Annotated in this window: 16 protein-coding genes, 1 tRNA gene and 1 pseudogene; 9 read left to right on the top strand and 9 right to left on the bottom strand. The window is 67.5% G+C overall.

Features of this window, described 5'->3' with window-relative positions:
* Positions 1 to 64 precede the first annotated feature (64 nt).
* Entirely contained in the window at positions 65 to 907 is an 843-nt protein-coding gene (locus AB0J69_RS43135; RefSeq protein ID WP_364130475.1) for a hypothetical protein, read from the bottom strand.
* A gap of 543 nt (positions 908 to 1,450) precedes the next feature.
* Positions 1,451 to 2,785, bottom strand: coding sequence for a serine/threonine-protein kinase (locus AB0J69_RS43130; protein ID WP_364130473.1), 1,335 nt, complete (start codon positions 2,783 to 2,785; stop codon positions 1,451 to 1,453).
* An 11-nt stretch (positions 2,786 to 2,796) separates the two neighbouring features.
* Here AB0J69_RS43130 and AB0J69_RS43125 point away from each other — a divergent pair, with 11 nt between their 5' ends.
* The 8 genes and pseudogenes from AB0J69_RS43125 (at position 2,797) to AB0J69_RS43090 (ending at position 13,179) form a co-directional block, all read left to right on the top strand.
* Positions 2,797 to 4,044 carry a 4Fe-4S binding protein gene (locus tag AB0J69_RS43125; protein WP_364130471.1) on the top strand — a complete coding sequence of 416 codons (1,248 nt, stop codon included), beginning with the start codon at positions 2,797 to 2,799 and terminating at the stop codon, positions 4,042 to 4,044.
* Positions 4,041 to 4,718 (top strand): NADH-quinone oxidoreductase subunit J, encoded by a 678-nt coding sequence (locus AB0J69_RS43120; protein ID WP_364130468.1) that lies wholly within the window; start codon positions 4,041 to 4,043, stop codon positions 4,716 to 4,718. Before AB0J69_RS43125 ends, AB0J69_RS43120 begins: the two co-directional genes overlap by 4 nt.
* Positions 4,718 to 5,017: pseudogene (gene nuoK, locus AB0J69_RS43115) on the top strand (NADH-quinone oxidoreductase subunit NuoK); the annotation flags it as partial. The gene AB0J69_RS43120 and the pseudogene nuoK, both read left to right, overlap by 1 nt.
* 233 nt (positions 5,018 to 5,250) lie before the next feature.
* Positions 5,251 to 7,233 carry an NADH-quinone oxidoreductase subunit L gene (locus tag AB0J69_RS43110; RefSeq protein ID WP_364130465.1) on the top strand — a complete coding sequence of 661 codons (1,983 nt, stop codon included), beginning with the start codon at positions 5,251 to 5,253 and terminating at the stop codon, positions 7,231 to 7,233.
* 58 nt (positions 7,234 to 7,291) lie between these two features.
* On the top strand, positions 7,292 to 9,118 hold the full coding sequence (locus AB0J69_RS43105; RefSeq protein ID WP_364130621.1) for an NADH-quinone oxidoreductase subunit M: 1,827 nt from the start codon (positions 7,292 to 7,294) through the stop codon (positions 9,116 to 9,118).
* Complete coding sequence (locus tag AB0J69_RS43100; RefSeq protein ID WP_364130463.1) at positions 9,115 to 10,659, top strand: NADH-quinone oxidoreductase subunit N; 1,545 nt, start codon at positions 9,115 to 9,117, stop codon at positions 10,657 to 10,659. Before AB0J69_RS43105 ends, AB0J69_RS43100 begins: the two co-directional genes overlap by 4 nt.
* Positions 10,660 to 10,825: 166 nt before the next feature.
* Complete coding sequence (htpX, locus tag AB0J69_RS43095; protein WP_364130460.1) at positions 10,826 to 11,677, top strand: zinc metalloprotease HtpX; 852 nt, start codon at positions 10,826 to 10,828, stop codon at positions 11,675 to 11,677.
* A gap of 8 nt (positions 11,678 to 11,685) precedes the next feature.
* The gene (locus tag AB0J69_RS43090; RefSeq protein ID WP_364130457.1) at positions 11,686 to 13,179 is read left to right on the top strand and encodes a hypothetical protein; all 1,494 of its coding nucleotides are present in this window, start codon (positions 11,686 to 11,688) and stop codon (positions 13,177 to 13,179) included.
* Here the strand turns inward: AB0J69_RS43090 and AB0J69_RS43085 are convergent.
* Together AB0J69_RS43085 and AB0J69_RS43080 are read right to left on the bottom strand one after the other, a co-directional pair.
* Complete coding sequence (locus AB0J69_RS43085) at positions 13,154 to 13,627, bottom strand: NUDIX domain-containing protein (protein ID WP_364130455.1); 474 nt, start codon at positions 13,625 to 13,627, stop codon at positions 13,154 to 13,156. The two genes, AB0J69_RS43090 and AB0J69_RS43085, sit on opposite strands and share 26 nt — an antisense overlap.
* Before the next feature lie 267 nt (positions 13,628 to 13,894).
* The gene (locus AB0J69_RS43080) at positions 13,895 to 14,395 is read right to left on the bottom strand and encodes a YajQ family cyclic di-GMP-binding protein (protein WP_364130453.1); all 501 of its coding nucleotides are present in this window, start codon (positions 14,393 to 14,395) and stop codon (positions 13,895 to 13,897) included.
* Positions 14,396 to 14,719: 324 nt separating this feature from the next.
* Between AB0J69_RS43080 and AB0J69_RS43075 the strand changes: the two genes are divergently transcribed.
* A tRNA-Tyr gene (locus AB0J69_RS43075) sits at positions 14,720 to 14,801 on the top strand.
* 389 nt (positions 14,802 to 15,190) lie between these two features.
* On the opposite strand, the gene AB0J69_RS43070 is transcribed toward AB0J69_RS43075, so the two are convergent.
* The 5 genes from AB0J69_RS43070 to AB0J69_RS43050 form a co-directional block, all read right to left on the bottom strand.
* Positions 15,191 to 15,964, bottom strand: coding sequence for a hypothetical protein (locus AB0J69_RS43070; RefSeq protein WP_364130450.1), 774 nt, complete (start codon positions 15,962 to 15,964; stop codon positions 15,191 to 15,193).
* On the bottom strand, positions 15,961 to 18,051 hold the full coding sequence (locus AB0J69_RS43065) for a hypothetical protein (RefSeq protein WP_364130448.1): 2,091 nt from the start codon (positions 18,049 to 18,051) through the stop codon (positions 15,961 to 15,963). The genes AB0J69_RS43070 and AB0J69_RS43065 overlap by 4 nt, the downstream gene beginning before the upstream one ends.
* A gap of 17 nt (positions 18,052 to 18,068) precedes the next feature.
* Positions 18,069 to 18,866: a hypothetical protein gene (locus AB0J69_RS43060; RefSeq protein ID WP_364130445.1), complete on the bottom strand. Its 798-nt coding sequence runs from the start codon at positions 18,864 to 18,866 to the stop codon at positions 18,069 to 18,071.
* Positions 18,867 to 18,976: 110 nt separating this feature from the next.
* A complete protein-coding gene (locus AB0J69_RS43055) occupies positions 18,977 to 19,645 on the bottom strand; it encodes a Crp/Fnr family transcriptional regulator (RefSeq protein WP_364130442.1) in 669 nt (222 codons plus the stop codon).
* 47 nt (positions 19,646 to 19,692) lie between these two features.
* The gene (locus tag AB0J69_RS43050; protein ID WP_364130439.1) at positions 19,693 to 20,199 is read right to left on the bottom strand and encodes a Pycsar system effector family protein; all 507 of its coding nucleotides are present in this window, start codon (positions 20,197 to 20,199) and stop codon (positions 19,693 to 19,695) included.
* Between the last annotated feature and the right edge of the window lie 257 nt (positions 20,200 to 20,456).

The raw sequence follows: 20,456 nt of genomic DNA, 5'->3' as shown, positions 1-20,456 counted from the left end.
TCCGACAACGACACGCGGACACCGACAGCTTCGATTGCAACCGACAACCGTTCGACGGCTGGGGTCAGGGGGTGGCTTCCCGGCTGTTCCTGGCCAGATCCAGGTATTCCTCGCGGGACAGCCGGTGCACGGCCAGGAGCAGGTCGTGTCGTTTGGCGAAGTGCTCCACGTCCTGGGGAGACCAGCGGCCGGGAAGGTGATGGAGAGCTCGGCCTTTTATGTCGAGGACGAAGAGGCCGGTCAGGTCCTCGTAGTGGTAGAGGAGCAGGCTGAAGGCCCGGCCGGGGGACGCGCCCAGGCGTACGTCGGCGATGACCACGCCGGCTCGGGTTATGTGGAGCTTGTTGAAAGACCCCAGGATGAGGTACGGCCCCCCGTAGGGCCCCACTGCCAAGCCGCGTTTCACGCGTAAACGGTGGAATTTGATGCGCGCGGGACGGATGAGAAGAAGCGCGGGGCTGAAGGCCATGAACAGCCATTTGGCGTCCAGGAAGTCAAGGAGCACTCGGCCGATCGTGGAGATGCCGCGCCAGGCGGCCCACATTCCTGAGGAGGCCAGGTAAGCCATCAAGGCGACGCCGGCGAATGCCGTACAGATGGCGACCGGTTTACGCCATGTGGCGGTGGACGGGAGCGGGAGCCCGCGGATCCGCCGCCAACCGGGTGCGCGGGAGGCCAGGGCCGCCCGGACCCGGCTGGAGGAGCGGTAGCGGATGTCCTCCAGGGGGATTCCGGCCTTCTGCGCGAACTCCTCCAGGTGAGGGCCGTACCAGTCGCCCGGCAGGTCGAGCAGGACCAGCCCGTCGGCGTCCAGAGCCGCTAACCCCTGAACAGGCGCGGCATCGTCGTCGGAGGCCGGTGTCGGGGAGTGGCGGTAGCGGTAGAGAAGCGCCGGCGTCAGACTCACCGAATCGCCCGATGCCTTGTCGGTAACCGTCAGTGTTTGGTGCTGGCCGGAGGTAAGAACCGTTTTGGGGCATCGGCTGTCTTTCGTCGCCCCTGCGCATGGTTGAAGTTGGTTCACTCGTCATCCCCCACCTACTGAAGCCCCCTGTTCAGTACGACGAATAAGGCGGAAATAAGGTTTCAGAGTGGGCTCGACCTGGCCTGGGCGACCGCGCCATGTGGTGAACCGCCGTGCGTGATCAGCCGTCCGCCGTTGAGGCCGTCAGCTGCGCCGTCCGGCGTAGCCCGCCCGTTGTGGCCCGTGGACGCGCCCCCATGCGCCAGACGCTGTGTCGCGCTTCGGCCAATGTGCACCGTCAGCCGTGGGCAAGGCGTACTGTCAGCCGCCCACAGCGAGCGGCGCCCTGTGAGCGGCACGAGGCGCACTGCTGGGCCGTGGACGGAGGCGGCACCGCGGATCGTCTGTGTGCGCCGGGGACCATGCGGGTCGGCTGAGGGCAGAGCTACGACGGTGTATCGGTGTATCGGCGGACCGGGAACCCGCTCACCGAACAATCGCCAGCATCACGTCCGACGCCGACGGCCGCTCCTCAGGCCGCTTGTTAAGGCAGGACCCCACAATCCCCCGCAAAGCAGGAGGCAACGGCGATAAGTCCGGATGAAAGGTCAGCACCCGATTGAACACCGCAGGCACCGTGTCCTCCCCGAACGCCGGTCGCCCCGTAGCCGCGAACATGATCGTCACCGCCCAGCTGAACACGTCCGAAGCCGGCCCCACAGCCTCTCCCGTCAACTGCTCAGGCGACATGTACGGCGGCGTCCCGACCATCTTCCCGGACGTCACGGTCACCTGATCAAGCGCCCGAGCGATGCCGAAGTCGATCACCCGCGGCCCGTCATGCCCGATCAGCACGTTGCTCGGCTTGAAATCCCGATGGACAACCCCGGCCTTGTGGATGGCCGCCAGCGCTCCCGCCGTGGACAACGCCAGCCGCGTCAGGCTGTCCTCGTCACGAGGCCCGTGCTTCTTGACGAGCTGCTCGAGCGACGGCCCCTCCACGTATTCGCTCACGATGTACGCGTGCTGCCCGGTGATGTTCACGTCGAGCACGCGAGCTGTGGAAAACGTCGCCACCCGCCGCGCCGCCTCCACCTCCCGCGCGAACCTGGCCCGAGCCACGTCATCGCCCAGGTCGTGCAGCACCTTCACGGCCACCCGCACCCCGTTGGGCGCCATGGCGAGATAAACCGCTCCCTGCCCGCCACGCCCGAGTGGCTGGAGCACCCGGTAGTGCCCGACCCACTCCGGGCCACCTGGCCGTCGCTGTTGGGCGGGCGGAATGGGTCGCTGGTGGGTGGGCGCGGTGGTCCGGTGCCGCAGGTCGACCTGTGTGGACGCCGCCCCCGTGAGCCGGGCGCGCACCATGAAGGGCACGAGGATCCCCGAGTGGATGACCCCACCGATCCAGCTGACCAGCAGCCCCAGCGAGACCAGGACGGACAGGGGCTCGGGGAAGTCCTCATAGTCCTCGTAGGACACGGCCGCGATCACGAACGAGCCGATGGCCATCAGGTAGACCGACGCGGCGAAGGCGTGCCAGACGCTGCGCAGCCAGAAAGCCGCGACCCCGATGGTGAACGGGGTCGCCAGTCCGCACGTGAACAGGGGCAGAAGGGCCCACACGACGGCGGCCGTCCACCTCATGCCACTCGGGCGGATCGGATGGCTTTGCTGCATGGCCGAGAGACTATCGCCATGCCTCGGTTCATACCGGGCATGCACACAGCTTGTGGATAACCTCCCGTCAGCCTGTGGACAGCTGTGGAAAAACTGGGGACAACGCTCTGGCTCATTCACCTGCGCGGCCAAGTACGTCATGATGTTGAACCATGGCGCGGATACCGGGAGTCGGACTGGCAAAGGGGTTGTCCATCACCCTTCGCCACATGCTGCGCAAATCGGTTACGCAGCAATATCCCGAGGTCAAGCCCGCCCTGCCGCCTCGCAGCCGAGGCGTTATCGCCCTGGTTGAGGAAAACTGCACCTCTTGCATGCTCTGTGCCCGAGAGTGTCCCGACTGGTGCATCTACATCGACTCGCACAAGGAGACGATCCCGGCCCCTGAAGGCGGCCGCGCCCGCCAGCGCAATGTGCTCGACCGCTTCGCCATCGACTTCGCGCTGTGCATGTACTGCGGCATCTGCATCGAGGTGTGCCCCTTCGACGCGCTCTTCTGGTCACCGGAGTTCGAGTACGCGGAAGGCGACATCCGCAACCTCCTGCACGAGAAGGACACGCTCGCCACCTGGGTCCAGACCGTCCCCCCGCCTCCGGCCCACGACCCGGGCGCCGAACCCCCCAAGGAACTGACGGCCGCCCCTCGCCGCCCGGCGTCCGACCGCCCCGCCCGCACACCGGCGGCTCAACGCTCCCGTACGGCCACTCAGCCCGGCCCGACCCCCGCGGCCACCCCCGAAGGCGGCGAGCCCACCCCACAGGAACGGCCGTCCACCCCGCCGAGCTCCGAAGCCACCCCAGAGCCCACGCCCGGAACCCCGGCCACGAAGCCCACGCCCGGCACCCCTGCCGAGCCGCCCACGAAGGCCCCCGAAGCCGGACCCTCGTCGCCCGCCCCAGGCGGTCGCCCCCGCCGGCCGATGACGAACGTACGCGGAATCCGCCCCCCAGGTGCCCTGCCGCCCACGTCCCAGGGCGACGTTTCCTCCGCGATCCCGGGGCCGGAAGACACGCGCCCTGGAGAACCACCGGCGGACCGCGACACCAAGAGGACGAGCGAGGCCACCCCCACGGAGCGCCCGCAGCCCCCGGCCGCGGACCAGCCCGCTGGCGAGGCCCAGCCCCCAAGCGAAGCCGAGGAGGTCCGGCCCGAGGAAGAGGCCCGGCCACAGGCGCCGGACCAGACCCCGGAGCAGGACCAGAGCCAGGCTTCATCCACAGGACAGCCGCCGTCAGGAGAGTTGTCCACAGCCTCGGGCGAACCACCGCCGAAGCCCGATCCCGAGGAGCAGACTTCTGCCGCGAGTCCCCGCCGGCGCAAGATGGCCGATCCACGGTCCATCCGACCGCCAGGGCGGCTCGGTCCTGACGACACGAGGGAGTCCGAGGAGGAGTCGTGACCGAAGCGGTGCCCTCCTACCTGTCACCCACCGGGCAAGAGATCGTCTTCTTGCTGCTGGGCGCGGTAGCGGTTGGCTCGGCGCTGCTCGTTGTCACGACCAAACAGCTCGTTCACGCGGCCCTCTGGCTGGTGCTCTGCTTCGGCGCGCTGGCCGGCGGCTATCTCGTGCTGACCGCCGAGTTCGTGGCCTGGGTCCAGGTGCTCATCTACGTGGGCGCGGTGGTCGTGCTGCTGCTGTTCGGCATCATGCTCACCCGCGCTCCCATCGGCCGCTCCGCCGACCTGGACAGCGGCAACAGGCTGGTCTCAGCCGTGGTGGCGGTGGCGACGGCGGCGATCCTGGTCACGGTGGTGATCGACGGCTTCCGTACGGCCTACGCCCCGCTCACGCCCGGTCCCGGATCTGCGAAGGAACTCGGCGCCAGCGTGTTCGCCACCTGGGTGCTGCCGTTCGAGGCGCTCTCCGTGCTGCTGCTGGCCGCTCTGATCGGCGCCATCGTCCTGTCCCGCACAGACATCCCCGGCGGCTCACCGACCCCCGGGAGCTCGTCCAGCCCTGACGGCTCACCAGACCGACCGGAGAGCACCTCGCGACCCGACGGGGCCGTGGGCAGCCCGCCACCCGACCGCATCGTGGGCGGCCCGCCACCCGATCAGACCGGGGGTAACTAGTGCACATCGTCTACCCCGCGGTCATCTCCGCGCTCCTCTTCTCCATCGGCGTCTACGGCGTGCTCGCCCGGCGCAACACGATCCTCGTCCTGATGTCGGTCGAGCTGATGCTCAACGCCGTCAACCTCAACCTGGTCGCGTTCGACGTCTGGCTGGGCGACCGCCTGCACAGCGGCCAGGTGCTCACCCTGTTCGTCATCGTCATCGCGGCCGCCGAAGTGGGCCTGGGCCTCGCGATCGTGCTGGCGCTCTACCGAAACCGCCGCACCGTCGACATCGACCACCTCCGCGACCTCGCGGAGCCCACGGACGACCACGCCGGCACACCCTCGGCCCCGGACAGCCCAGCCGATCAGATGGCCGACGGCCGCCCGGACGGCCCGACGTCGCCACCACGCACCCGGTCCGACAACGCCGACCCCGGCCCCGGACCGGAACCCCCAGCCCGGCCCGCCCTCCCCGCAGAGCAGGCGGCGGACCCGAACGGCGGCCGTGGGGACGAGCAGCCGGTCAAGCGAGGCGGTGGCACGCTATGACGACCTTCCCACTGCTGGCCATACTGCTGCCGTTCGCCGCAGCCTTCGCGGGCCTCCTGCTCTCCCGCCGACCGCACCACCGAGCGCCGCACCACCAACCGCCCGGCCACCAACCGCCCGGCCAGCAACCGCCCGGCCGGCGAGCGCCGCACCAGCAAGCGCCGGGCCGGCGAGCCAACACCCGAGCAGCCTGGATCGCGATCCTCCCCACGGCCGCCTCCGCGATCCTGGCCATCTGGCTCGCCTGGGGCCCAGGCTTCGCCTACCTCAACGGCGGCACCACCGCGACGACACCACCCACAGGGCAGACCTACGGCACGATCGTCACCGGCGGCATCCCGATCTCGCTCACCCTCCAGGCCGACGACCTCTCGGGCATCCTCGGCGTCCTGGTGACCCTGGTCGCCCTCGCCGTACAGGTCTACTCGGTCGGCTACCTCAAAGACGACCCCCGCTACCCCTCCTACAGCGCGTTCATCAGCCTGTTCACCAGCGCCATGCTCCTGGTCGTCTACGCGGGCGACCTCCTGGTCCTCTACGTGGGCTGGGAGATCATGGGCCTGTGCTCCTACCTCCTCATCGGCCACTGGTGGGAAGACCGGGGCAATTCGCGCGCCGCGGTGAAGGCGTTCCTCGTCACCCGCCTGGGCGACGTCGGCTTCCTCTTCGGCATCTTCGTGCTCGGCGTCGCGGCGGGCAGCTTCCGCATCGCCGACGTGCTCGCGAAGGTGCCGGAAATGTCCGCGGCCACCCTGGTGACGGCCACGATGCTCCTGCTGGCCGGCGTGGCGGGCAAGAGCGCGCAGGTGCCGCTGCACACGTGGCTCCCCGACGCCATGGCGGGCCCGACACCGATCAGCGCCCTCATCCATGCCGCCACCATGGTCGCCGCCGGCATCTTCATCGTGGCCCGGCTCTTCCCGGCGTTCCTCGGCGCCCGCCCCACGCTCGACGTGCTGGCCGTCATCGCCGCGCTGGGCATGCTCGGCGCCGCCCTGGCCGCGCTCGCCCAGGACGACCTGAAACGTGTCCTCGCCTACTCCACGGTCAGCCAGCTCGCGTACATGGCCGGCGGACTCGCCGCGGGCTCCGACACCGCGGCCATCTTCCACCTGCTGACCCACGGGGCGTTCAAGGCGCTGCTGTTCCTCTGCGCGGGCGCGGTGATCCACCACGTCGGCTCCAACCTGATGACGCAGATGGGAGGCATGCGCCGCGAGCTGCCGGTCACGTTCGTGACGATGACGATCGGCTTCGCCGCCCTGATGGGCATCCCTCCGGTCAGCGGTTTCTTCAGCAAGGACGGCGTCCTGCTGGCCATGGAAGGCGCCCTGTCCGGCGGCGCCTCCCCGGGCGGCCTGACCGACGCGGCGGCCCTCCTCCTGTACGGCTGCGCGCTCGCGACCGTGGCCGTCACCGGCGCGTACGCCACCAGAGCCTGGCTGCGCACCTTCTTCGGCGAGCCGAGGGCCGTGGCGCTCCCCGAGCCGGAGCCGGGCACGGCCCACGTCGTGGACGTCACCGAGGCCCCCCGCACGATGCTCGTGCCCCTCATCCTGCTCGCCGTCCCCGCCCTGCTGCTGGGCTTCGCCGGCGAACCGCACCTGGACCTGGGAGTGGCGGCCGTCAGCGTCGTGCTCGCGGCGCTCGGCGCCGGGGTGGTCTACGCGTTCTGGCGCAGCGATCCCATCGCCGACCCGGCCCGCCTGCTGGGCCCGCTGAGGGTGCCGTGCGAGCGAGCGTTCTACGTGGACGCCTTCTACGCCGCGCTGTTCGTCCGCCCGGTGCTGGCCCTGGCCAGGCTCGTCGTCAGGACGGACGACGTGGTCGTGGACGGCGCGGTGCGCGGCTCGGGGAAGTCGGCGCGCGGATTGTCCGGAGTGCTGCGACTGGCCCAGAACGGCAACGTCCAGCTCTACGTGAGCGGCCTGCTGGCCGGCGTCCTGTTGATCGCGGTGGGGGCGGTGGTGTTCACGTGATGGGCCGGACCGGCGGCAGAATCCCGTTCCCAAGGGCCGGGGCGGTGGTGACCGCATGATGGGCTGGATCCCGGTCGCGCTGCTCGCCGTGCCACTGCTCGGCGCCCTCCTGCTCGTCCTCTCGCCGCACACGTTCCGCCCCGTGCTCCGCGCGTACGGACTGTTCCTCTCGGGCGCCACGCTGGCCCTGAGCCTCCTGCTCCTGGTGATGTTCGACTACGGACGACCCGCCGAGGTGCAGTTCGAGGTCGACCAGCCGTGGATCCCCGGGCTCGGGCTGCGTCTCCACCTCGGCGTCGACGGCATCTCGCTGCCGCTGATCACGCTGACGGCCCTGCTCACGTTCCTGTGCTTCGTCTACCTGTGCTGGGGGCGTGCCCGGGCGTCGAGCCAGTTCATGCAGGCCAGGCCCAGAGCGCTCGTGTTCACGCTGCTCGTGCTCGAAGTCGGCATGATCGGTACGTTCCTCGCCCTCGACCTGCTGCTCTTCTTCATCTTCTTCGAGATCGTCCTCATCCCGATGTACTTCCTGATCGGCATCTGGGGCGGCCAGGGGCGCAGGGCGGCGTCGATCAAGTTCATCCTCTACACGCTGCTCGGCTCGGTCATCATGCTGCTCGGCCTGCTGCTGGTGTGGGCCCAGACCGGCACACTCGACATCGAGGCCCTGAGCGCGTCCCACGGCGCGGGCATGTCCAGATCCGTGCAGATCCTGGCGTTCGTGGCGATCGGCCTCGGCCTGGCGGTGAAGACCCCCATGTGGCCGTTGCACACCTGGTTGCCCGACGCCCACACAGAAGCTCCAACCGTCGGCTCGGTGCTGCTCGCCGGGGTGCTGCTGAAGATGGGCACGTACGGTTTCGCCAGGATCGCCATCCCCGTCCTCCCCGAGGGAGCGATGGCCGTGGCGCCATGGCTGGGGGCGTTCGCCGTGGTCGGCATCGTGTACGGCGCCCTGGCCTGCCTCGCACAGCGCGACCTGAAACGCATGATCGCCTACTCCTCCGTCGGTCACATGGGTTTCGTCCTGCTGGGCTTCGCCACGCTCACCCCCGTGGGCATCAACGGCGCCCTCTTCGCCAACGTCGCCCACGGCCTGATCACCGGCCTGCTGTTCTTCCTGGCCGGAGCGGTCAAGGAGCGCTACCTCACCGTGGACATCCCCGCGCTCGGCGGCGGCCTGCTGGCGACGCTGCCGCGGCTGGGCTCGGTGCTGACGTTCGCGGCGATCGCCTCGCTGGGCCTGCCCGGGCTGGCCGGGTTCTGGGGGGAGATGCTGGCGCTGTTCGGGGCGTTCCAGCCGGCGAACGGGCTGCCGCGCGGCCTCTTCCTCACGTACATGGTGATCGGGGGACTGGGCGCGGTCCTCACGGCCGCCTACTTCCTGGTCATGCTGTCCCGCGTCACCCACGGCCGGCCACCGGTGGCCGGCGCTCCCGGGGCGGCGGCACCGCACGCAGCCGGGCCCGATGAGGGCCTGTCGGCCCCTGCGGACGACACCGGGACGCCGGCCGACCTGGACGACCGCCTGATCCGCACCACCCCCGACGAACGTCCTGTCGTGCCTCTCGGCTCCGAGCCCGGCGAACAGCCGGTCACACCCACCGGCTCGTCCGGCGACCGCCCCGCCGTCCCTCTCGGTTCGACCGCGCGACACGCCACGACGGCCACCCTCGACCCGTACACAGGCGGCGTCGTGCCGCAGGGGCCGGGCGGTCGCGAGCCGGGGAGCGGCCGCGCCACGCCGGCGGACGACATCAGGAGCTACGAGGTGCTGGCCTGGACACCGCTGGTGATCCTGATCCTGCTCTTCGGCCTCTGGCCGGGCCTGCTGCTGTCGCTGACCACGCCGCCCGTGCAAGCCCTGCTGGGAGCCCTCTCATGATCCAGCAGATCGACTACTTCGCCATCGCGCCCCCTCTGGCGCTCGCCCTGGTGGCGGGGCTGGTGCTGCTGCTCGACGCGTTCCTGCCGGCCCGCCCGCGGACGAAGACCGGCCTGGGGCTCGTCACGCTGGCGGGCGTCCTGGTCGCCCTGGGCTTCGTGATCGCCCAGGCGGCCAGGGGCGGCCCGCCGCAGTCGACCTTCTGCGTCCCTCCCGGCCTCGCCGGCGGTCCCGCTCAGGCGGCGGGGCTGTGCTCGTTCGTCGTGGACAGGTTCACGCTGGTGTTCGCGGGCATGGTGCTCGTGGCCGCCGTGGTGGTCGTGCTGATGTCGATGACCGAGCTGGCGAGCGGGGCCATCCCCGTCGGCGAGTGGTACTTCCTGCTCCTGTGCACCCTCGTCGGTGCCGTGACCCTGCCCGCCTCCCGTGACCTGATCATGCTCGTCGTGGCGCTCGAGCTGGTCTCGCTCCCGGTCTTCGCCCTCACCGCGATGAAACGCTACGACGGCCGCTCGTCCGAGGCCGCCGTGAAGCTCTTCGTCGTCTCGGTCGTCTCGACGGCGATCATGCTGTTCGGCGTGTCCCTCCTGTACGGCATCGCGGGCACGGTCTACCTGTCCCGCCTGGGGGCCGTGTTCAGCGGTCGGGTGGCGGCGCCGGGCATGGCGGGGGACGCGGCACTGGCGACCGCGCAGGAACTGCCCGCGGTGGTGACGGTCGGGGTGGTCCTCGTGGTGGCGGGCTTCGCCTTCAAGATCGCCGCGGTGCCGTTCCACTCGTGGGCTGCCGACGTCTACCAGGGCGCTCCCGTCCCGGTGGCCGCGCTGCTCTCGGTCATCTCGAAGGCGGCCGGGTTCGCGGGGCTGATCCTCGTACTGGTCACCGCCCTGTCCGGGCAGGCCGCCACCTGGACGCCGATCGTGGCGATCCTGGCGGCACTGACCATGACCGTGGGCAACCTGCTCGCCATGCGCCAGAGCTCCGCCGTACGCCTGCTGGCCTGGTCCTCGGTCGCGCAGTCCGGCTACATCCTGGCGCCGCTGGCGGTCGCGGCCACGTCGGGGGCGGTGAGCGCGTCCATGGCCTATCTGGTCATCTACGCGGCCATGAACCTCGGCGCGTTCGCCGTCGTCATGCTCGTGTCCAGGACGGCCCCCCGCAACGAGCTGGACGACTACCGGGGCCTGATGTTCCGGCGTCCGGCGGCGGGCATCGCGCTGGCGTTCTGCCTGGTCTGCCTGGCCGGTCTGCCCCCGGGCCTGGCCGGGCTCTTCGCCAAGGTCTTCGTCTTCCGCGAGATCATCGAGGGCGGCTCCGGCTGGCTGGCGCTGGTCATGGCGGTCAACACGGTGATCGGCCTCTACTACTACGCGATCTGGACCGCCCGCCTGTTCACCCCCGACGGCGGAAGGCAGCTGTCCCGGTATCGGCCGCCCGCCGCGGCCTGGCTGGCCATGGGTCTGGCGCTGGTGGCGGCCGTCCTGTTCTCGATCGCCCCTCAGCTCGTTCTGGACATGACGTCCCTGTCGGCCTCCGGCTGAGCCCTCAGCCCCGACATACGCGACAAAGCCGACGAACAGCTGCCACCGCACGAACGGCGGCCGCCGCTTGAAAGTCGCGCTCCGCCCTCAGCTGAGCACGGCGGGGAACGAAGAGCCGGGTCATCATCGTTGGACCTGGTGAACCCACACCACGAAGGGGGGAACCTTGCACCACAACGGTCTGCGCACCGCCGTTCTGCTCGGCGGGCTGTCAGCGCTGATTATTGCGGTGGGCGCGTGGTTGGGCGGCGGCACCGGTGTGCGGATCGCGTTCGTGCTCGCCCTGCTGAGCAATGGTGTCGCCTACTTCTTCTCCGACCGCATCGCGCTCTCGGCCATGCGGGCCAGGCCCGTCAGCGAGGTGGAGCAGCCCACCCTCTTCCGGATCGTCCGCGAGCTGTCCACCGAGGCCCGCCAGCCGATGCCCCGCCTGTACATCTCGCCGACGGTGCAGCCGAACGCGTTCGCGACGGGCAGAAGCCCGCGCCAGGCCGCGGTGTGCGTCACGTACGGTCTGACCCAGCTGCTGGACGAGGCCGAGCTGCGCGGAGTGATCGGGCACGAGCTGTCACACGTGTACAACCGGGACATCCTCATCTCCTCCGTGGCCGGTGCGCTGGCCACGATGATCACCTGGCTGAGCTACATGGCCGTGTTCTTCGGCGGTTCGGACGATGACGAGGGGCCCGGCTTCGTGGGCGCGCTGCTGATGATGGTGCTCGGCCCGGTGGCCGCCGGGATGGTGCAGATGGCGATCTCCCGTACGCGGGAGTTCCAGGCCGACGAGGCGGGTGCCAGGCTCACCGGCGACCCGCTCGCGCTGGCCTCGGCCCTGCGCAAGATCGAGATGGGCGCCCGCAGGCTCCCGCTCCCCGAGAACAGCCGCCTCACCTCGGCCTCCCACATGATGATCGCGAACCCGTTCAGAGGCTCCGGCTTCGGCCGCCTGTTCTCCACCCACCCGCCGACGTCCGAGCGGGTCGCCCGCCTCGAGCGCATGGCCGGCTACCGCCGCTAGCGGGCCACATGGGCAGGTCTCCGCGGCTGACCGAGGCAGAGCGCCGGCTCTGGAACGCCTTCCCCACGGGCGAGACCGTCGAGCTGGGCCCGTTCGAGATCGGCGCCAGCCGCAAGGCCGGAGCGAACGCGCCCAAAGACGGCGACACCTGGGGCCCCGGCCGCTCGATCAGAGCCGAAGTGATCGCCTGGCTGCTGCTCGGCGCCCGCGACGCGGGCACCGGCTCGGTCCCCGCAGTACGCCTGCGCGGCGCGAGGATCACCGGCCGCCTCGAGATCGTCGGCGGCACGATCCCGCACGAACTCATCCTCGTCGGCTGCCACCTGGACGAACCCGTCCGCCTCACCGGCTCCACCACCCGCACCGTACGCCTGACCGACTGCAGCTTCCCCGGCTTCGCCGCCGCCGACATCCGCGTCGCGGGCCACCTCAGCCTCTCCGGCTCCGACATCACCGGCTCCCTCCGCCTGAACCGGGCCCAGCTGGAGAACGGCCTGTGGCTGGGAGGCACGAAGGTGGTGGCCGACGACGACGAGGAATGGGCCATGTACGCGAACGCCATGGTCGTCGACTCGGGCATGTACCTGCGCAATGCCGACTTCACCGGCGGGATCAGCCTGCTCGGCGCCCGCCTGAACAGCGGATTCTTCCTGGAGGGCGCAACCCTCCGCAATCCGGGAAAGGAAGCGCTCTACGCGGACAACCTGGTCGTCGAGGACGCCATGCGCTGCACCGACGGATTCCTCGCGATCGGCTCAGTGCGGTTACGAGGCGCACGAATCAACGGAACCCTCGCCTTCGGTGGAACCGTCCGGAGCCCCGACACCCTCTACGCCCTCCACCTGAGCCACATGGAGGCCCGCGAGCTCGACCTCAGGCCCGCGCAGCCCATCGAAGGCGTCGTCACGCTGGCGCACACGCGGCTCGGCACGCTGACCGACTACCTCTCCACCTGGCCGGAGAAGCTGCGCCTGAACGGCCTGACCTACGACCGATTACGCGGCTCCGGCGTACCCGAGCGGATCAACTGGGTCACGCGCGACCCCGAGGGCTTCCGGCCGCAGCCGTACGAGCAACTGGCCGCCTGGTATCTCCGCGACGGCAACGACGCGCTCGCCCGGCGTACCCAGCTGGCCAAGCTCCGCGCCCGGCGGCAGACGCAGGGGTTCGGGGGCCGTGTGTGGGGCCGTCTGCTCGACCTCGCGGTCGGCTACGGCTACCGCCCCTGGCTGGCGGGCGTGTGGTTCACGCTCCTCCTCGCGGTCGGAACGGTCGTCTTCGCCATCAACCCCCCGAGGGCCCTCAAACCCACGGAGAGCCCCGATTTCAACTCCTTCGCCTACACCTTCGACCTACTGCTCCCGATTCCCGCATTCGGGCAACGAGAGCTGTTCGACCCGGCGGGATGGACGCAGTGGCTCGCGTACGGGCTGATCGTCTGCGGCTGGATCCTGGCGACGGCGCTGATCGCGGGCGCTACGCGGATTCTTCGCCCGCAATGATCTTCCGCATGATCGCCCCGAGGTCCTCCGGATAGACGATCTGCTCGGTGCCGTCCAGCTCGGCCACGGTCCACCACCGGTAGGCGGTCGTCGTGTCCTTCTCGATCTGCTCCATGTGATCGAACGACACGGCCGCGTCGGCGCCCACCCGGATGGCGAAGAAGCTCTGGTCCTGGGTGAAGGCGTACTGACTCCAGGTGAACTCGATCAGCCCCGTCGCATGCGGCCCCGTGAACCGGTCGATCTCCGCCCGGATCCCGACCTCCTCGTACAACTCCCGCGCGGCAGCGTCCTGCAGCGTCTCACCCTCCTCCACGGCCCCGCCGATCGTGAACCAGAAGCGCTTTTCCGGCTGTGCTGGATCAAAGCCATGAAGCAGGAGGACTCGGTCTTGTTCATCAATGGGCAACACGCGTGCCGTGAACCGGCGCAGGGGGATCTTCGTCACGTTCCGAGCTTACGGCGGAAGCCTCACGAGACGCGTGATGCCCTACCACCGGCCCTCCGGCGGGACCCCTGCAGACGTGCCCACAGACGCGGACGTGGCCGAACGTCCCCCACCGAGGCAGAGTCCGGCTGGCCGGCTGGCTGGCCGGCCCGAGGCACAGGTGAGGACACGCGCTCTCACGAACAACGCGCCCGGCCGTGTGCCTCGATGTCCCGCGGCGGTTTTCCAGCACCGATACACCACTCAGAGCCGTACGGAGGGGCTCTGTCAGCGGTAGTTCACGAACTGCAGGGCGATGTCCAGATCCTTCCCCTTGAGCAGGGAAATGACATCCTGGAGGTCGTCCTTCTTCTTCGAGCTGACCCGCAGCTCCTCGCCCTGAATCTGCGCCTTGATCCCCTTCGGCCCCTCGTCCCGGATCAACTTGGAAATCTTCTTGGCGTTCTCCTGGTCGATGCCCTCCTTCAGGCTGACCAGCATGCGGTATTCCTTGCCCGACAGCTTGGGCTCGCCCGCGTCGAGGATCTTCAGCGAGAGCCCCCGCTTGACCACCTTCTCCTTGAACACGTCGAGCGCGGCACCCGCCCGCTCCTCGCTGTTCGCCTTGATCTCGATGTTGTTCTGCCCGGACCAGCTGATGCTCGCCCCGGTACCCTTGAAGTCGAAGCGGTGCCCGATCTCCTTGACCGTCTGGTTCAGAGCGTTGTCGACCTCCTGGCGGTCGATCTTGCTGACGATGTCGAAAGACGAATCGGCCAAAACACCCATCCTCTCAGCTGCGAAGGGAATCGGCCCGAGCCTGATAAGCGCGGACCCAGCGAACGAGCCTAGCCAGCATCGGCCCGCCGTGCAGGACCCCGACCCCCGTACGCAAAGAATCCCCTTTGCCGGCTCCGTCCACCCCGCTCCCGCTCGCCCTCCGCCGCCCACCCCCGCCACCCTGCTCCGCGACACGCGGCCGGAGCGACCGGGTGTGATGGCGCCTGTTTCGGGGAGGGAGCTAACCCGGGATCCGGCTCGGGACAAACCGGTGTCACGTACACCTCGGAAGTCCGCTATTCTTCTTTCTGTCGCCGCGAGAGCGGATGGCACGGCAGGTTGCCCGAGTGGCCAAAGGGAGCGGTCTGTAAAACCGTCGGCTCAGCCTACGCAAGTTCGAACCTTGCACCTGCCACACCAGCGGGAAGGGGCCCGTCACCAGCGGAAACGCGGTGACGGGCCTCTCTTGTTGTGTCCGGCCGTCTACGGCGATCATCGGCGCCCTACGGCGTCTCACGGCCAATACGCGGCCAAGTTCGGAGGGTGGCATCTGTAGGTGTCGTGCGGCCCTATGAACGGTGGCAAGATCAGAGATGGAAGAGTGCCACCGGCCATGTGCGGGTAATCCCGCTGCCTCTGGCGCTACAGTCACCACAGCTCTGCTCGGTAGCTTCGTGAGCGTTTCGAACACAAGCGCCTATTGCCGTGCCGTAGGAAGTCCGCTGCGCCCGTGCCAGGCCAGCAGAAGATGATCGAAAGGCCCATCCTGCTGGATCTTGAGGACCCGGTGCGTGTCGCATTCTCTCAACTAGTGCCTTCCTGGTCGAGATCGTTTTCTAGCGGGCTCCACGACAGCTGTTCCAGCTGCGTCAGGTCGTCTGGCGTCGCTGCGTGGCAGCGTTTGGTCAACTTGTCGGCGATCCCGCGAAGCCCTTCCTCATCGACGACTTCCGGTGCTCCCTCCTGCAGAGCGGCGAGCAAAGCGTTCATGGCCCAGTAGCTGCCGTTCTTGTCGGAGATCTTCGCTCCAAGGCTTTGCAGGGTGCTAAGCAGCGGATACCACCACCGATCGCTGCTGGCCAAGCTGGTGGCAAGCCGTTGGAACGAGGCCACATCGATGTTCGTTACGAGGTCGGGATGGCGATTGAGGTGATCGATGGCCAGCAGTGTTGGGTCGCTATATAACATCTTCTTCAGATACAGCAGACGCTCCACGTGGGCTGTGGCTCGCCGGTACTCTGCAGCGTCTTGCTCAGCGGCAGGGGCGAGTCGGAGTTCCACTCGCGCGACGAGCGCTGAACAGTACGGTTCGCACTCGGCGTCGGCGATCCCGACCAAGGCGTTGATAGCGTCCTGTGCGGCTTGGAGATCGTCGGCGTGATACCTCGCAGCCTCGCGGCGCGCGCGATTGGTGACGCGAGTGGCGATCAGTGCATCGAGACTGTGATGAGTCTCCTTGCCGTCACGCCACTCGGCCTGAAATCGCATTTCAAAGCAGACTCCCGCCGTCGCACTGTCGAGCAGTCGCGCCTGATCGAAGTGCTTGTCGTTCTTACGACGTTGGCGGCCCCACATCACGCGTCCGCCGGCTCCACGGGAACAGTCGCTATAGGAGCGTCCCCGAAGAGCATGACGCCGAGCTGGTTACTCACAGGGCTTCCATCCGACATTGTGATGACGTCGAGGTCCTTGATGAGGCGTAGCCACGTGGCCACGTCCCTGTGCTGGCGAAGGGCGTCGGCAACGACCTTGAGCAGTCGCACGGACAACTGCCGGTCGTGTGCACAGGACTTGAACCAGCGGATGAGGGGCGGCACCGTGTCAGCGAGAAACTTGAGATCCGCGAGCAGTTCCCTGAGCCCATCCATCACGTCGATGTCCGGGTGGTTGTACGTGAGCAGCCAAGGTAGCCCTTCGTGCTCCGCGTCCATGAGCGCGAGCATGGCGAGTTTAGAGGAGGCAGGTATCTGTCCCTTTCGCTGGAGGCCGACGACCCTGTTCATAAGCATTGCGGCTGCGGTGGGGTCCTTAGCGATCTCCCGGAACTCGCTGAGCACTTCCCGCTGCACTTGAGGCGACGCTGGAAGGTCCGCGATGCGGCACAGCCGTACCAACGCAACGTCGTAGTTGTCCGCCAGGATTGCCCGGCAGACGTGGATAACGACGCGCTGCGCCTTCTCGCTGCGCTGGTCGGCCCAGTCATAGAGCAGTGCCCGGGTACGGCGTCCCATGTGCTCGTCCCGGCTGCATTCGGCCATCACGTGGACGATCAACTGGGGGCGGTTCTGCGCCAGTGCTTCGTCTCGGACGACACTGAGCCGATCGGACGCCTGCGTTCGCAAGAGGAGACGAATCAGCGCCATGATGGCCGGATCCTGCCCCTGGCGCTCCAGTTTGGCGCGTCCGACCATCCACTTAATGAGGAGGTCTCGCATGCCCTCGTAGTTCTCCCAGACATAGAGGAGCGCTGCCTCGCCGAAGCCGGTTTGCTTGTGCGTGACGTGGTCACGCCTGTCGATGGTCGCACCCAAAGCTGTCATCCTGGGGCGCAGGCCCGGCCCAGAGAACATGGCATAGGCGCTTTCCTTGCGCTTCCCGTTGCCCGATCCGTCGGTCTTGATGAGGTCTTCCAGCGCCCTAGCGTCGGACTGAATGTCCCCTGCGGCGCCTTGCTGGCGCAGGCTGAGCGCGAGGAGCAGGCAGCGATCCTGGACGGACAGGATTTCGGTGTCGGTCTTGCCCGTGCCGAAGAAGGAGTTCAGCTTGTCCTGCCAGTTGTCGAGCGCTGTGTCGATGTCGGCCTGGATGTAACTGACTACCGACCCCGATTTCTGGGCAGCCTCTGCCTCCTCGAGCTTTTGTGAAGACGCCTGTCGCTTGTAGTCCTCCCACACCTGAATGACGGTTTCGACGGCACGGACGGCCTCGATCACGTTGTGGCCGCTGAGCTGCTCCTGCGCCTCGGAGGAGTTGACGCACGGAATGAGGTGTCCCTGATCTCTGTACCTGAGATGACTTTCGACGACTTCCAGAGCCTTTGGCGGCGTTGTGAGATGAACCTTGGTGACGCCGATGGGCACGCTTGCGCCGTGATCGGTCCAAAGGTTCTCCGCTACGGAGAGCACGAGGTAGGAGCCGAGTTCTCTGAGCCGTCGCGAGTGCCCTGCCAGATTGTCGATGAAGGAGATGTCGAAACGGTCGTTCTCGGAATCTTGCAGGTCGAGCTGGTAAGCGATGTTCTGCCGGCAGGGGAGACGGCCAACCTTAGGCGCGCTCCAGTCCGCTTCCAACCGTACGAGTTCGACGGAGGATACTGTCTCTCTGGCTAGCAGTCTGAGTGAGAAGGTGGTGGAACCGTAACCCCGGGGTGCGACGACGATAATCACGCGACTATCGGGCAAGGCATCGACCACCGTCGTGTACGCCTGCCGCCATTCGGGCGGGAACACATACCAGGGCGGTGCGCTGTAGAGGTCTCGATCAACGCTGTTCTCGTCCGGCAGCGTCTGTGTGCGGATCTCCTGCTGGATCGTGACCTGTCCGTCGTTGCTCTCGAACAGAGCTCCGACGGTGGCGATTCGTGCTTCGCCTTGGGCAATGGCGTGGACAGCAGGGATGAGGTCGTCTGCGGAGTTCGGGGTAAGATGATCATGCAATTCGCTCATGCGGTTTCACGTGCTCCTTATTGGTCGCCGTGGAGGCCCATACGAATGTGGACGGGGGCGTTGGACGTTTCGGCAAAGTGGCCGATACTCCCGATGGAGTACTTGGGGGCGGCGGCGTTGGGCGTGGCGTCTGATGCAGCATTGGTATCGCGCGGTGCCATAGCGTCGTCGAGTGGTGCGGACAGAGACTCGAAGGCCGACGCTCCGACGCGTGGTGCGTGCACCCAGGCCAAGGTCTCGAAATCCTTGTCCGGAACCTTCGCGATGATCTTGTGGAAGTCCCTTTGATCCAGGCGTTCGGTGCGTCCCTGGCGGACCACGACCTGGAAGACCTCATCGGAGATGATCAGCGCGACGAACGCCTTGCGCTCGACCGCGATGGTGAGTGCCTCGTCGGCCTCGTGGCTGTTGACCAGCCGGAACAGGTCATTTATCGCGCTTCCGCGGAAGCTGTCCGGTAGCGGGCCGAGATGAACACTCACCCGCAGGCGCACAGGAGGCGTCGACACCAGTCGGGCTTGATCGTACCGATACAGCACGCGATCCAGGTTCTCGATCAAGGGATCGATGAGGCGCCACATTCGCGCAGTAGGCAGAACGAGAACGAACCCGTCGCCAGTGTCGTTGTGCAATTCCGGGTTCTGCCACTCCTCGCTCAAGCCGCTCTCCCTGAACGCTGTGGCGAGGAGGTCGTCGATGTCCTTGCGGACCTGCTCCATCGAGGGGTCCGCAGTGCTGCTGTAGTCCCGCATGTCCACCACGAATAAGGCGCGGTGGCGAGGCAGGTCACGAGGATCTTGCTCGGTGATGTCCATGTGCTCTCCGCTTCGGTTGGATAGTGATGGCTGGTCCAGGTCATGGTGATGATGCGCCTCACCGGTTGGTCCGCGGTGCCCACTAGTGGGCACCGCGGAGGTGATGTCAGTCACGGAGGAGGGAAGACGCGGGCCTGGGCACGGAGCGCTTGGATGTTCTCCACGTAGAGACCGCCGCCAGGTGCCGTATGCACCCAGTCCTGATCGCGCCAAACTTTCAGGGCACTGCCAACGGCGTTACGGGAGGCACCGATCAGCTGGGCCAGCTCCTCCTGGGTCAGGATGATGTGCGGGGTCGACCGCGATCGGGTGTCGGACATCGCGGCCAGACGGACGAGTGCGCAGGCCAGCCGCACCGCTACCGGTGCCGTCGCCAGCTCGATGTTGATTCGTTCTGCCTCCCGAAGCCTGCCGATGGACTGGCGCAGGAGCGCGCCATGCAGCTCGTGCTTGTCCACGAACTGGAGGAACTCTGGGGCTGGAATCGCATGAACTCGGCAGGCCTCTGCCGCGATCACCGTGGCTGTCCGTGGCTGACCATCCAGAACCGCCAGGTCGCCCAGCAACTCTCCTGCCGCGCGCACGGAGATTAGGGTTCTCTCGCCATGCTCTGCCCTAACAGTGATCATGACGGACCCGGCACGCAGGGCCATCACATGTGTCCCCGGATCGCCCTGCCGTAGGAGTACGCTCCGTGCGGGGCGGCATTGCTCGGGGGCGAGCTTGAGCAGCTCCGCCCAGAGTGGTTTTCCCAAGAGTGTGCGATGCGGCTGATACACGCATTTCTCCCGTCGTAGAAGCCGCCGGTTTTGCAATCAGCCTCTTCTTATTGCTCCACCCAGACCAGTAGCACTGCGGTGCTTAGCCCCAGCAGTCCGGCGCAAAGACAGTCCGTAGCGATTCGAAGAAGTAGGAATTTACGTTTCGTCAGCGCAGAGATATCAACCAGATAGCGGGCATGGGCCACACGATTCACATGTGCAGACATGCGTGCCACTAGTTGCAAGGCATCGATTTCGGTCATCTCGCCGAACTTAAGAAAAAGGAACGGCGAGGACGTGGGCGTGTACCTGTCTAGTGACGGTCGGACTGCCACGATCGCTGAGAGGAGCGCGGCGCTGAGTCCGGCGCAGGCGATGCCCAGTGCGATCTGGCAAGCGGTTGAGAGCTGCGGTCGGATGGCCAGGGCCGCGACAATGACCGACAGGATTGCGCCGCTTGTGCCGCAGATCGCTGCGGCCTTCGCATCGCACCGCTGGATCTCTGTGAACGCATGGCGGCTGAGTGACATGAGGCGCTGTGTGACGACGTCCTCGGGCGTATCGTCCGCCATCGACCTTTTTGTCGGCGTTGACTGCACGAATCTTCTCCTAAGGGGGCGATGACCCGACTGGCCTCTTCAGCGTGCATCGCTGTGTCGGTCTTAGCCGCCCAATAGTGGGCACAGCAGGTGCGATCTCGCTCACGTCGCAGGATGACCCCCGGCAAGTGACGGATGAGCGACGATGCCCCTGACTGGACCACCCTCGGGAATCTCCTGGTCGCCCGTCGCGTCCAGATCAACCCCGTGTACCGGAATCGCCGACGGTT

Source organism: Nonomuraea sp. NPDC049709, from assembly GCF_040674815.1.
In the GTDB taxonomy this organism is placed as follows: Bacteria; Actinomycetota; Actinomycetes; order Streptosporangiales; family Streptosporangiaceae; genus Nonomuraea.
The sequence above is the reverse complement of the archived record's forward strand: the minus strand, read 5'-3'. Positions and strand labels throughout refer to the sequence as shown.